Source organism: Pseudomonas sp. S2_A02 (genome assembly GCF_054668495.1).
Genome location: NZ_CP162776.1, coordinates 3853256 through 3867167 on the forward strand (window position 1 = coordinate 3853256; position 13912 = coordinate 3867167).

Below are 13912 nucleotides of genomic sequence, written 5' to 3' on the forward strand. Positions count from 1 at the left end.
ATGGCCAAAGAAGGCTCGGTAGCCCCCAAGGAACGCATCAACGTCACCTTCAAACCCGCCACCGGCGGTGCTCAGGAAGAGATTGAACTGCCGCTGAAGCTACTGGCAATCGGTGACTACACCCACCGCAAGGACGAACGCAAAGTCGAAGATCGCAAGCCGATCAGCATCGACAAAATGACTTTCGACGAAGTGCTGGCCAAGCAAGAACTGAGCCTGACGCTGAGCGTGCCGAACCGTCTTCAGGAAGAAGGCGACACGGAAGAATTGGCCGTGAAACTGCGCGTCAACTCGATGAAGGACTTCAACCCGGCCAGCCTGGTCGAGCAAGTGCCTGAGCTGAAAAAACTGATGGAACTGCGCGACGCGCTGGTGGCCCTCAAAGGTCCGCTGGGTAACGCGCCTGCGTTCCGCAAAGCCATCGAAGGCGTGCTCGCCGACGACGAATCCCGCGGTCGCGTACTGGGTGAACTGGGCCTGAACGCCGCAGCCCAGGACGCCGCCCAAAACGTCTGAGCCTCTATCAGTCAAGGAAGCCAACAATGAGCATTAGCGCAGCACCGCAAAAGAGCAACGAGAACGGCGAATACAGCATTCTCGACAGCATCATCGCCGAAACCCGCCTGACGCCGGACGACGAAGCCTACGACATCGCCAAGCGCGGTGTGTCGGCCTTCATCGAAGAGTTGCTCAAGCCGCAGAACAACGGTGAGCCGGTCAAGAAGGCCATGGTCGATCGAATGATCGCCGAGATCGATGCCAAGCTCAGCCGTCAGATGGACGAGATCCTGCACCACCCGGACTTCCAGTCCCTGGAATCGTCGTGGCGTGGCCTGCAGTTGCTGGTCGACCGCACCAACTTCCGCGAAAACATCAAGATCGAAATCCTCAACGTCTCCAAAGAAGACCTGCTGGACGATTTCGAGGATTCGCCGGAAGTGATGCAGGCTGGCCTGTACAAGCACATCTACACCGCTGAGTACGGTCAGTTCGGTGGTCAGCCGGTTGGCGCGATCATCGCCAACTACTTCATGTCCCCAAGCTCGCCGGACGTGAAACTGATGCAGTACGTGTCCAGCGTTGCCTGCATGTCCCACGCGCCGTTCATCGCCGCGGCCGGTCCGAAATTCTTTGGCCTGGAAAGCTTCACCGGTCTGCCGGACCTGAAGGATCTGAAAGATCACTTCGAAGGCCCGCAATTCGCCAAATGGCAGAGCTTCCGCCAGTCGGAAGACTCCCGTTACGTTGGCCTGACCGTGCCGCGTTTCCTGCTGCGTAACCCGTACGACCCGGAAGAAAACCCGGTCAAATCGTTCGTGTACAAAGAAACCGTCGCCAACAGCCACGAGCACTACCTGTGGGGCAACACGGCCTACGCGTTTGGCACCAAGCTGACCGACAGCTTCGCCAAATTCCGCTGGTGCCCGAACATCATCGGCCCGCAGAGCGGTGGCGCGGTTGAAGACCTGCCGTTGCACCACTTCGAAAGCATGGGCGAAATCGAAACCAAGATTCCTACCGAAGTATTGGTTAGCGACCGTCGTGAATACGAACTGGCCGAGGAAGGTTTCATCTCCCTGACCATGCGTAAAGGCTCCGACAACGCGGCGTTCTTCTCCGCAAGCTCGGTGCAGAAGCCGAAGTTCTTCGGCATCAGCGCAGAAGGCAAGGCTGCAGAGCTGAACTACAAGCTCGGCACCCAACTGCCGTACATGATGATCGTCAACCGCCTGGCTCACTACTTGAAAGTGCTGCAGCGCGAGCAACTCGGTTCGTGGAAAGAACGCACCGACCTCGAGCTGGAACTCAACAAATGGATCCGCCAGTACGTGGCCGACCAGGAAAACCCAAGTGCCGAAGTGCGTGGTCGTCGTCCACTGCGCGCCGCCCAGATCATCGTCAGCGATGTTGAAGGCGAGCCAGGCTGGTACCGCGTCAGCCTGAACGTGCGCCCACACTTCAAGTACATGGGTGCCGATTTCACCCTGTCGCTGGTTGGCAAGCTGGATAAAGAGTAAGCGGAGCCTGACTCATGACTGGATACGGCAGCCTTTTCGAACGCCTGGGTGGCGACGCGGACAAACGCGTCGGCTGGAGCCGCGAGGTTTCCGCCATGGCGTCCGTGGCTGCCCACCTGGCCAAGATGCTCAGCACCCGTGCGGGCAGCGTGCAAACGCTGTCCGATTACGGGCTACCCGATCTCAATGACATGCGCCTGAGCCTGCACGACTCCCTGAGTCAGGCCCGCCAGGCCATCGAAAACTTCATCGAAGCCTACGAACCGCGCCTGAGCAACGTGCGTGTCATCTCCCTGCCGCGTAACAACGATCAGCTTCGCCTGTCCTTCAGCATCGAAGGCCTGCTGGAAGTTGATGGTTCCAAGCGCCAGGTCAGTTTCACCGCGCGCCTGGATGGCAGCGGTCAAGTGAAGGTCAATTAAGGAGACTCCGATGTCCGGCAAACCCGCAGCACGCGTCACCAACCCCACCGCTTGCCCGCTCCCCGGCCACGGCACCAACGCGATCGCCGCCGGTTCCGGCGACGTGTTCTTCGACGGCCTCGCGGCCGCCCGCCAAGGCGATGCCTCGGCGTGTGGTGGTGCGATGGTGGGCGACTTGGCGACGACCGTTTTGATCAACGGTAAACCGGCGGCCACTGTGGGTTCTGTTGGCACTCATGGCAACAAGGTTACGGCCGGGTCAGGGACGGTGATTATCGGGAATTCGCATTCGCCGGCGCCATTCTCCGGACAAAACTTTGCAGAACAGACAAACAGGTAACCCCCGTGTCATTCAACCACTACTACCAAAGCGAACTCACCGCACTTCGCCAGTTAGGTCGTCGTTTCGCCGAGCGTAGCCCGGCGTTGGCGCCTTTCCTCGGTCAGGCCGGGCGGGATCCGGATGTGGAGCGGTTGCTCGAGGGCTTTGCCTTTCTGACCGGGCGCCTGCGCCAGAAGCTCGATGACGAATTGCCGGAGCTGAGCCATTCGCTGATGCACCTGCTGTGGCCCAACTACATGCGGCCGCTGCCGGCGTTCAGCATTTTGCAGTTCGATCCGTTGAAGCGTTCGGGGCCTGCGTTGATGGTCGAGCGCGACACTCCGGTGGAGAGTGTGCCGGTCGATGATGTGCGCTGCCGTTTCCGCACGTGCTACCCGACCGAGGTGTTGCCGCTGGATCTGGCCGCGCTGACTTACTCGGTGAAGGGCGACGGGTCGCTGTTGAGCCTGCGTCTGGAGATGAGCGCTGACGGTCACCTCGGCGAGCTGGCGCTGAGTCGTCTGCGCCTGCACTTTGCCGGTGAGCGTTACATCAGCCAGATGCTTTACCTGAGCCTGTTGCGCAACCTCGAAGGCATCGAACTGATCCCGCTGGACGGCGCCGGCAAAGCCATCAATGGGGTGAACGGCCAGCCGATGGCGTTCAAGATGCCCGGCGACCGGGTGCAGCCGGTGGGTTTTGCCGAAGAAGAAGCGTTGATTCCGTATCCGCTGAATACTTTCCGCGGCTACCGCTACCTGCAGGAATATTTCGCCTTCCAGGACAAATTCCTCTTCGTCGATATCTACGGACTGGACCTGCTCAAGACGTTGCCGGAAGACACCCTCAAGCAGATGCGTGGCCTGGAGTTGCGCTTCGATATTCGCAAGAGCGGCATCATGCGTATGCGTCCGACCCTGGACAACGTGAAGCTCTACTGCACCCCGATCGTGAATCTGTTCGAACACGATGCACTGCCGATTCGCCTTGATGGCAAGCAGGACGAATACCTGTTGCTTCCCGCCGAATTCGATCTCGAAAACTGCGGTGTGTTTTCGGTGAAAACCGTCACCGGCTGGAAGCCCGGTGGTCTCGGTTATCAGGAGTACGTGCCGTTCGAATCCTTCGAGCACGACCCGAGTTTCGACGTGCCCACCAGCCGTTCGCATTACAGCATCCGCCAGCGTTCGTCCTTGCTGTACGACGGCCTCGACACTTATCTGAGCTTCGGCATCCGCCACACCGAAGCTCACGAAACCCTGTCGATCGAGCTGATGTGCACCAACCAGAATCTGCCGCGCAAGCTCAAGCTCGGCGACATCTGCATGGCCTGCGAAGAGACCCCGGAGTTCCTCAGCTTCCGCAACATCACCCCGGCCACTTCGAGTTTCGCGCCGCCGCTGAACCACGATTTCCTCTGGAAGCTGATCAGCAACATGTCGCTTAACTACCTGTCGCTGGCCGATGTCAATGCGTTGAAGGTGATTCTCGAAACCTACGACCTGCCGCGCTACTACGACCAACACGCGGAAAAAGTCAGCAAGCGTCTGCTGGGCGGGCTCAAGTCGATCAAGCACCAACACGTCGACAGATTGCACCGAGGGTTGCCGGTTCGCGGGTTGCGCACCGAGCTGACCATCGACCCGCAAGGGTATATAGGCGAGGGCGACCTGTTCGTGTTCGCTTCGGTTCTTAACGAGTTTTTCGCGCTTTACGCCAGTCTCAATTCGTACCACGAGCTGCGGGTAAAAAGCACACAGGGAGAGGTGTACCAATGGACACCCCGTATGGGCCTGCAGCCCCTGCTTTAAGCGGGCTGACCCGGGTAATACGCGAGTACTCGCTGTTTCAGGCTGTACTGCTGGTCATTGACCGGCTGCGCGATACACACCCGCATCTGAGCGAAGACGATCTGTACGACCAGCTGGAATTCCAGGCCAATCCGAGCCTGGGTTTCCCAGGCAGCGACGTCGATCGCGTGGAGTTTTTCAAAGAGCATGGGCAGATGCGTGCGCGCCTGCGTTTCAACCTGATAGGCCTGGTCGGTTCTGGTTCGCCGCTGCCGGCGTTCTATGGTGAACAGGCCTTGGGCGATAGCGAGGACGGCAATCCGACCCGCGATTTCCTCGACCTGTTTCACCATCGCCTGCAACGGCTGATGCTGCCGATCTGGCGCAAATACCGCTACCGAGCCAGCTTTCAGAGCGGCGCCCTCGATCCGTTTTCGGCGCAGCTGTTTGCATTGATCGGCCTCGATGGCGAGGAGATCCGCAAGGCTCAGGACCTGAACTGGAAACGCCTGCTGCCGTACCTCGGCCTGCTCAGCTTGCGGGCGCACTCGGCGGCGTTGATCGAAGCGGTGCTGCGTTACTACTTCAAACACGCCGAACTGACCATCGAGCAGTGCATCGAGCGCCGCGTCGAAATCCTCGACGAGCAGCGCAATCGCCTGGGTCGCGCCAACAGCATGCTCGGCGAAGACCTGGTGCTGGGTGAGCACGTGCGTGATCGCAGCGGCAAATTCCGCATTCATATCCGCGAGCTCGACTGGCAACGCTTTCACGAATTCCTGCCGATCGGTTTCGGCTACCAGCCGCTGTGCGCGCTGGTGCGGTTCACCCTGCGTGACCCGCTCGATTACGACATTCGCCTGGTATTGCGCCTGGAAGAAATCCGCGAACTGCGCATCGGTGAGCAGAACGCTTGTCGCCTGGGATGGACCAGCTGGCTCGGCCGCGAAAAAGCGGACGGCGTAGTGACCTTGGGCAGCAAAATTCATTAAGGATAGATGACACATGATCAACGTAGACCTGCAACAACTTATCCAGGCGCTGGACGCCGAAACCCGTCGTGATCTGGAAAGTTCTGCGGAACGTTGCGTCGCCCGTGGCGGCAACAAGATCCTCGTCGAAGACTTGCTGCTGGGCCTGCTGGAACGCCCGCAAGGCCTGCTCGCCCGTGCGTTGCAGGACGCTGAATTGGACGCCGGCGAACTGAGCGCCGCACTGCAATCGCGAGTCGAGCACAGCGCCTCGCGCAACCCGGTGTTTGCCCCGGAGCTGGTGCAGTGGCTGCAAGACGCCTTGCTGGTGGCCAACCTCGAACTGGGCCAGAGCCAGGTCGAGCAAGCCGCGTTGATCCTCGCACTGTTGCGCAACCCGATGCGTTATGCCGGCAGTCGTTATCAGTCGTTGCTGGCCAAGCTGAACATTGAGCGCCTGAAAGAATTCGCCCTGTCGCAGAAAGAACAGCCGGCCACCAGTAAACCCGCCGTGCCCGGCGAATCGTTGTTGCAGCGCTTCACTCACAACCTGACCCAACAGGCCCGCGACGGCAAACTCGACCCGGTGCTGTGCCGCGATGGCGCGATCCGTCAGATGGTCGACATCCTTGCCCGTCGCCGCAAAAACAACCCGATTGTGGTCGGTGAAGCCGGCGTCGGCAAAACTGCAATCGTCGAAGGCCTGGCCTCGCGCATCGCGGCCGGTGAAGTGCCGCAGGTACTCAAAGGCGTCGAGTTGCTGTCCCTGGACATGGGCCTGTTGCAGGCCGGCGCCAGCGTCAAAGGTGAATTCGAACGTCGTCTCAAAGGCGTGATCGATGAAGTCAAAGCCTCGCCAAAACCGATCATCCTGTTCATCGACGAAGCCCACACCCTGATTGGTGCGGGCGGCAATGCCGGCGGCTCCGACGCGGCCAACTTGCTGAAACCGGCCCTGGCCCGTGGCGAGTTGCGCACCATCGCCGCCACCACCTGGGCGGAGTACAAAAAATACTTCGAGAAAGACCCGGCCCTGACTCGGCGCTTCCAACCGGTGCAACTGCACGAACCGACGGTCAGCGAAGCGGTGACCGTCCTGCGTGGCCTGGCTCAGATTTACGAGAAGAGCCACGGGATCTACCTGCGCGATGACGCGGTGGTTGCAGCGGCCGAGTTGTCTGCCCGTTACCTTGCGGGTCGTCAGCTGCCAGACAAAGCCGTCGACGTGCTCGATACCGCGTGCGCCCGAGTACGGATCAGCCTCGCGGCCGCCCCGGAAAGCTTGGAACGCCTGCGTGGCGAACTGGCCGAAGGTGGCCGTCAGCGTCAGGCCGTGCGTCGCGACGCCGAGGCCGGTCTGCTGATCGACCATATAGCGCTGGACGCCCTGGAAGATCGCCTGGCCGACGCCGAAGACGAAAGGGTCGCTCTGGAAACCCTCTGGACCGAGCAGAAAGCCCTGGCCGAGCGCCTGCTGGACCTGCGTCAGCAACTGGCCAAGGCCCGTGAAGCCGCTGCCGTCGAACCGACCATCACGGTTGAAGAGGACGGCGAAGGCAGCGTGATCGAAACCCTGCCAGTAGACGAAGCACAAAGCGTTGCGTCCCTGGAAACCGCGCTGAACGAAACCCACCGCGCCCTGACCGAGGTTCAAGTCAAAGAACGTCTAGTGAGCTTCGAAGTCTGCCCGCGTCTGGTGGCCGAAGTGATCAGCGCCTGGACCGGCGTGCCATTGGCGCAACTGGCACGCGAGCACAACGCCAAGGTCGCGAGCTTCGCCACCGACCTGCGCACCCGTATTCGTGGTCAGGAGCAAGCGGTTCATGCCCTTGACCGTTCGATGCGCGCCACAGCCGCTGGCCTGAACAAACCTGATGCACCGGTCGGCGTGTTCCTGCTGGTCGGCCCGAGCGGCGTCGGCAAAACCGAAACGGCGCTGGCCCTGGCGGATTTGCTGTACGGCGGTGATCGCTTCATTACCACCATCAACATGTCCGAGTTCCAGGAGAAGCACACCGTCTCCCGTCTGATCGGTGCGCCACCGGGCTACGTCGGCTACGGCGAGGGCGGCATGCTCACCGAAGCGGTGCGCCAGAAACCGTACTCGGTGGTGTTGCTCGATGAAGTCGAAAAGGCCGACCCGGACGTGCTGAACCTGTTCTACCAAATCTTCGACAAAGGCGTGGCGAACGACGGGGAAGGGCGCGAGATCGACTTCCGCAACACGCTGATCCTGATGACCTCGAACCTGGGCAGCGACCGCATTAGCGAACTCTGCGAAAACGGCGCGCGGCCGACCGCCGAAGTCCTTGAAGAAACCATTCGCCCGGTGCTCAGCAAGCACTTCAAACCGGCGCTGCTGGCGCGCATGCGCGTGGTGCCTTACTACCCGGTCGGTGGCCCGGTGCTGCGCGAGCTGCTCGAAATCAAACTCGGTCGTTTGGGCGAGCGCCTGAACCGTCGTCAGCTCGATTTCACTTACTCCCAAGACCTCGTCGATCACCTGGCCGAGCGCTGCACCCAGAGCGACAGCGGCGCGCGTCTGATCGACCATTTGCTCGACCTGCACGTGCTGCCGTTGGTGGCTGACCGCTTGCTCGATGCAATGGCCACCGGTGAAAGCCTCAAGCGTGTCCACGCAACGCTCGACGGCAACGCCAGCGTGATGTGCGAGTTCGCCTGAGGTGGGTGTGATGTTCACTCAAATGCCGCAACCGCTGGTCTATGCCGAAGCCTTGCTGGCGCGGTTCGCCAGCCTGTCGCGCGCGGCGGACAGTGCTGCGCTGCTGGGTGACTTCGTGCGTGGGTTGGCCGAGCTCAGCGGGTGCGAGCTGACGCAGCTGTACTTGCTGGACGCGACCCATACCTGCCTGGGGATGAACGCCGAGTGCCTGAGCGGCATCCTGCAACCCCGGGAAGCGGCGAGCCTGCCGGCGGATTACAGCGGCGAACAACTGCTGCAATTCGCCCTGTGCCAAAACCGCGTGGTGTGCCTCAGCGAACTGAGTGGCAGTCTGCACGAAACCAGTTTCCTGCCGCCCCAGGCCACGCCTTGGCAGTCGCTGCTGTGCGTGCCGTTGGTCAATCAGCAGAAGGCCGTCGAAGGTTTGTTGTTGTTGTGCGCCAGTCACCGGCGCACCGACCTGCAAGGCTTTGCCGATTCCCTCGGTCAACTGGGCTCGTTCGTGCTTGGCCAATTGCACTTGCTGCAGCGTTTGCGTCAGCCGACCGGCAATACACGGCCGACTCCGGTCAATGTCCCGAGCGCCAGCGGCTATGGTCTGATCGGCAAGAGTTCGGCCATGCGCCAGACCTGTTCGCTGATCAGCAAAGTCCTGCACAGCCCATACACCGTGCTGTTGCGCGGAGAGACCGGCACCGGCAAGGAAGTGGTCGCGCGGGCGATTCACGACTGCGGCCCACGACGTTCCCAGGCGTTCATCGTGCAGAACTGCGCGGCGTTCCCCGAGAACCTGTTGGAAAGTGAACTGTTCGGCTACCGCAAAGGCGCCTTCACCGGCGCCGACCGCGACCGTGCCGGGCTGTTCGACGCGGCCAATGGCGGCACCTTGTTGCTCGATGAAATCGGCGACATGCCGTTGTCCCTGCAAGCCAAGCTGTTGCGCGTGTTGCAGGAAGGCGAGATCCGCCCGCTCGGTTCCAACGACACCCACAAGATCGACGTGCGCATCATCGCCGCGACGCACCGGGATTTGGCGGTACTGGTCAGCGAAGGCAAATTCCGCGAGGACTTGTACTACCGCCTCGCGCAGTTCCCGATCGAGCTGCCGGCCCTGCGTCAGCGTGAAGGCGACATCCTCGACCTGGCTCGGCACTTCGCCGACAAGGCTTGCGCGTTTCTGCAACGGGATGCGGTGCGTTGGTCCGACGCGGCGCTGGATCACCTGTCCGGTTATGCCTTCCCCGGCAACGTTCGCGAACTCAAAGGTTTGGTCGAACGCGCCGTGCTGTTGTGCGAAGGCGGCGAGTTGCTGGCCGAGCATTTTTCCCTGCGCATGGAAGCCATGCCGGAAGACAGCAACGGCCTGAACCTGCGCGAACGCCTGGAGCAGGTCGAGCGCAGTCTGTTGCTCGATTGCCTGCGCAAAAACGACGGTAACCAGACCCTCGCCGCCCGCGAACTTGGGCTGCCGCGCCGCACGCTGCTGTATCGCCTCGGGCGCCTGAATATCAATTTGGGTGACTTCGATGGGTAGGCAAACGACCGTCTATTTCACCTTGTCCGCTTCTAACAGCGCCACCCAAACGGGTCGGCGCTTTGTGCTTTGTCTATCCCTGGAGACCCTCTGATGTCTGTTCGTCACTGGCAAGCCGTCCTGCTGACCCTCGTCGTTCTATGCAGCCTTGGCGGCTGTAGCGGCAATTACAAATACAACGACAACACCTATCGCCCATTGGGTGATCCGCAGGCGGTCAATCGCGGCAATTGACCGCAAGGAGTATCACCATGGAACTGGTTTTCGAAATGCTGAACACCAAGCAGTTCGTGCCCACGAATTTGTGCCAGAAGACCTTCAAGCAAGCCGGTGGCGTAATTGGCCGGGGCGAGGATTGCGACTGGATCATCCCCGACCGCAAGCGTCACCTGTCCAACCACCATGCGTTGATCAGCTACCGCGAAGGCACGTTTTTCCTGACCGATACCAGCAGCAACGGTATCCAGGACAGCGACAGCGGCGAGCGCCTGCGCAAGGGCGAGCCGATGCGTATCGAGCACGGCAGCGTGTATCTGCTGGGTGACTTCGAGATCCGCGCGCGACTGGTGCGCGACCCGGCGACATTCGACGTTGAAGTTGGTCGTCCTCAGGCTGCGGGCAGCATCATTCCGGATGATGCGTTCCTCGACCTCGACCCGCTGAATGCCCTCGACCAGCAAGAGCGTGTGTACTCGGAAATCGACGAACTGATTTCCCCGAGCACCACTATCGAAGACCCCCGTCAGTGTGCCGACTACGCGCGCATCGACATGGAACGCCTGATGGTCCCGGAGCTGATAGACGCTCCGGCAGAACCTGCGCCAGCCCCGCCGCCAAAAACTGTGCAGCGTCAAAGCGAAGGTTTCTGGGAGTACTTCGGTGCGGCGTTGGGTGTAGACCTCGAATGTCTCGATCACGACGCCCGCGAAGCGCTGGCCCTGAACACCGCGCGCCTGCTCAAGCAGAGCGTCGGTGGTTTGCAGCAGAGCCTGCGCACCCGCAGCGAACTGAAAAACGAATTGCGCCTGGCCCAGACCACCGTGCAAGGCACCCAAAAGAACCCACTCAAATTTGCCGTCGATGCCAGCGAAGCGCTGGGCATTCTGTTGCAGGGCAATAAGCCGGGCCAGTTGCCGGCGGAGCAAGCAATCTCCCGTGCGTTCCGCGATTTGCAGGCGCATCAGGTCGCGTTGCTGACCGCCAGTCGCGCCGCCGTTCGCGGCACCCTGGAACACTTCTCGCCGCAACAGCTGACCCTGCGTTTCGAGCGCGACAACAAGCCGTTGCTCGCCACCTCCGGCAGTCGCTGGAGAGCTTACGGGCGTTATCACCAGGCCCTGCGTCAGGATGATGACTGGAGCGAACGCCTGCTGGCCCGCGACTTCGCTCAGGCCTACGAAGAACAGATCCGTCTGATTTCCACCCTTCACACCGACCACCAAGGATGATGCGCATGTCTCGCTGCTTGACCGCTTTTTCAAGACGCTGACCGCGCTCACTGCCCTCGTGCTATTGGCCGGTTGCTCGTCGCTGTCGCCGTATTCCACCGTGACCAAGCTCAACCTGAAGCTAACCGCCAGCGATCAGTTGAACCCGGACCTCAACGGTCGTCCGTCGCCGATTGTCGTGCGCCTGTTCGAACTCAGGCACCCGGTGACGTTCGAGAACGCTGATTTCTTCAGTCTCTACGAACGCGCCAAGGAATCCTTGGTCCCGGACTTGGTGGCCAGTGAAGAACTCGAGCTGCGCCCGGGTGAAACCGTCGAGCTCAAGCTCAGTGTGGAAGAGGGCAGCCGTTACGTCGGCGTACTCGCGGCGTATCGCGACCTGCCGGAAACCAAATGGAGCTACACCGTGCAAATCACTCCGCTGGAAGTCACTGTGGCTGACTTGACCCTCGATCAGGCCGGCATCCGCAATACCCATGAAACGCTTGCCAAGGCGGATGACTGATCATGAATGCGCATAAAGTCATTTGGCAGGAAGGTATGCTGCTGCGTCCGCAGCACTTCCAGCACAACGATCGTTACTACGACCACCAGATGAAGACCCGCACCCAGTTGCTGGGCAGTTACACCTGGGGCTTCCTCAACCTGGAAGTCGACTTGCAGTTCCTCAACATGGGCAAACTGGTGATCAGCCAGGCCTCGGGAATTCTGCCGGACGGCAGCCTGTTCGAACTGGGCGGCAACACTGAGCCGTTGGCCCTGGACGTGCCGCCGAACACGGGCAACACGCCGATCTATCTGGCGCTGCCACTGGTGACCGGTAACCACATCGAGTCTCGCCGCCCGGAGCAATCCGACGTGCTGGCGCGTTACACCGCGTACGAAGCAGAAGTGGCCGACTCCAACGCCGGCGACGACTCCGCCAGCCAAGTCAGCTGCGGTCGTCTGGACTTCAAATTGTTGCTCGGCGAGCAGCAGAGCGATCGTGCCTACGTGAAGCTGAAAGTCTGCGAAGTACTCGACACCACGCCCGACGGAGTGATCAGTCTCGCCCCGGACTTCGTGCCGACCTACCTTCAGGCGCATTCGTCCAGCTACCTGCTGTCGTGTCTGAAAGAAGTGATCAGCATGCTCGGCCACCGGGGCGACACCATCGCCGACCGGATTCGCTCCAACGGCGAGGTCGGTGGCGCGGAAGTCGGCGACTTCATGATGCTGCAACTGATCAACCGCACCGAACTGTTGCTGCGCCATTACCTCGGCCTGGAACAGGTTCACCCGGAACAGTTGTACCGCACGCTGCTGACCATGCTCGGCGATCTGGCGACGTTTTCCAGCGAGAGCAAACGCCCGCGTCTGGACAGCCGTTACCAGCACAGCGACCAGGGCGCGAGCTTCCGCAAACTGATGGAAGCGATTCGTCAGGTGCTGTCGATGGTGCTCGAGCAGCACGCTATCGAACTGGTGCTGCAATCGCGTCAGTACGGGATCATCGTGTCGCCGTTGCACGACCACAAACTGCTGGGCTCGGCCTCGTTCGTGCTCGCGGCCAGTGCCAACTGCGACTCCGAAGAACTGCGCCATCGCTTGCCGGCGCACCTCAAGGTCGGCCCGGTGGAACGCATCCGTCAACTGGTCAACCTGCACCTGCCGGGCATCAAGGTCAAACCGTTGCCGGTGGCCCCACGGCAGATCGCGTTCCACTCCAACAAAACCTATTTCATCCTCGAACTCAGTTCCGAAGACCTGGCGCAACTCGAGCGCTCCGGCGGATTCGCGTTCCACGTGTCCGGCGAATTCGCCGAGCTTGAACTGAAATTCTGGGCCATCAGGAACTGACCGACATGATCAAGGACATGGAACATACCCAGGACGACAAAACCGTCCTGCTCGACCGCCAGGGCCACGGCCCGGCATCGAGTCCACTGACTGACTTCGCTGCACCGCCGCGTTTCGAACAGCTGGAAGAACGGATGATCTACGCCGCGCGTTTGCGCCCGGCCGAAGCGTTCAACATCAGCCTCAATTCGCTGGTAGCGGCGGCGTCCGACTTGCTGTCGGAAGTGGTGCGACTCAAGCACAGCGACACCCGCGAAGACCTGTTCGCGCTCAATGAGCGACTGACCGCCGGGCTGAAGCTGTTTGAAGTACGGGCGCTGCACAACGGCGCCGAAAGCAGCCAGGTGATGGCTGCCCGTTACGTGCTCTGCACTGCGGTCGACGAAGCCGTCGTCACCACACCGTGGGGCAACGAAAGCGAGTGGTCGCAGATGAGCCTGCTCAGCAGCTTCCACAACGAAACGTTCGGTGGTGAGAAGTTCTTCCAGTTGCTGGATCGCCTGTCGAAAAACCCGGTCAAGCACCTGCCGATGCTGGAGCTGATGTACCTGTGCCTGTCCCTCGGTTTCGAAGGCAAGTACCGCGTACAAGCGCGCGGTATGCTCGAACTCGAAGGCATCCGCGACGCCTTGTATCGGCAGATTCGTCAACTGCGCGGCGACGTGCCGCGTGAGCTGTCACCGCATTGGGAAGGCTTGAACGATCAGCGCCGCAGCCTGGTGCGCATCGTGCCGGCGTGGATGATGGTGCTGTTTACCGTGGTCTGCCTAATGGTGATGTATTCGGGCTTCGCCTGGGTGCTGGGCGAGCAACGCGAAACCGTTTTGCAACTTTATCAGCAGCTAGATCTGGCTGCGATTCAGCCGCAGTCGCAGCCGTAAACAG

General features: G+C 61.0%; 11 protein-coding genes and 2 pseudogenes. All 13 read left to right on the plus strand.

Annotated elements, in window-relative coordinates:
- Positions 1-516 (plus strand): type VI secretion system contractile sheath small subunit, encoded by a 516-nt coding sequence (gene tssB / locus AB4O41_RS17525; protein ID WP_460144090.1) that lies wholly within the window; start codon positions 1-3, stop codon positions 514-516.
- 26 nt (positions 517-542) lie between these two features.
- A complete protein-coding gene (gene tssC / locus AB4O41_RS17530; protein WP_460144091.1) occupies positions 543-2018 on the plus strand; it encodes a type VI secretion system contractile sheath large subunit in 1476 nt (491 codons plus the stop codon).
- A 14-nt stretch (positions 2019-2032) separates the two neighbouring features.
- Positions 2033-2440, plus strand: a complete 408-nt coding sequence (tssE, locus tag AB4O41_RS17535) for a type VI secretion system baseplate subunit TssE (protein WP_460144092.1) — start codon at positions 2033-2035, stop codon at positions 2438-2440.
- 10 nt (positions 2441-2450) lie between these two features.
- Positions 2451-2744, plus strand: a pseudogene (locus AB4O41_RS17540) (PAAR domain-containing protein); the annotation flags it as partial.
- A 41-nt stretch (positions 2745-2785) separates the two neighbouring features.
- On the plus strand, positions 2786-4573 hold the full coding sequence (tssF, locus tag AB4O41_RS17545) for a type VI secretion system baseplate subunit TssF (RefSeq protein ID WP_460144093.1): 1788 nt from the start codon (positions 2786-2788) through the stop codon (positions 4571-4573).
- A complete protein-coding gene (tssG, locus tag AB4O41_RS17550; protein ID WP_460144094.1) occupies positions 4537-5544 on the plus strand; it encodes a type VI secretion system baseplate subunit TssG in 1008 nt (335 codons plus the stop codon). Before tssF ends, tssG begins: the two co-directional genes overlap by 37 nt.
- Positions 5545-5557: 13 nt before the next feature.
- Positions 5558-8206, plus strand: coding sequence for a type VI secretion system ATPase TssH (tssH, locus tag AB4O41_RS17555; protein ID WP_460144095.1), 2649 nt, complete (start codon positions 5558-5560; stop codon positions 8204-8206).
- A 10-nt stretch (positions 8207-8216) separates the two neighbouring features.
- Entirely contained in the window at positions 8217-9740 is a 1524-nt protein-coding gene (locus tag AB4O41_RS17560) for a sigma-54 interaction domain-containing protein (RefSeq protein WP_460144096.1), read from the plus strand.
- A gap of 93 nt (positions 9741-9833) precedes the next feature.
- Entirely contained in the window at positions 9834-9974 is a 141-nt protein-coding gene (locus tag AB4O41_RS17565) for a type VI secretion protein (RefSeq protein ID WP_460144097.1), read from the plus strand.
- 17 nt (positions 9975-9991) lie between these two features.
- Positions 9992-11188, plus strand: a complete 1197-nt coding sequence (gene tagH / locus AB4O41_RS17570; RefSeq protein WP_460144098.1) for a type VI secretion system-associated FHA domain protein TagH — start codon at positions 9992-9994, stop codon at positions 11186-11188.
- A gap of 5 nt (positions 11189-11193) precedes the next feature.
- A pseudogene (gene tssJ, locus AB4O41_RS17575) lies at positions 11194-11693 on the plus strand (type VI secretion system lipoprotein TssJ).
- A gap of 2 nt (positions 11694-11695) precedes the next feature.
- Entirely contained in the window at positions 11696-13027 is a 1332-nt protein-coding gene (tssK, locus tag AB4O41_RS17580; protein WP_460144099.1) for a type VI secretion system baseplate subunit TssK, read from the plus strand.
- A gap of 5 nt (positions 13028-13032) precedes the next feature.
- Positions 13033-13908 carry a type IVB secretion system protein IcmH/DotU gene (gene icmH, locus AB4O41_RS17585; RefSeq protein WP_460144100.1) on the plus strand — a complete coding sequence of 292 codons (876 nt, stop codon included), beginning with the start codon at positions 13033-13035 and terminating at the stop codon, positions 13906-13908.
- The last annotated feature ends 4 nt before the right edge of the window (positions 13909-13912 follow it).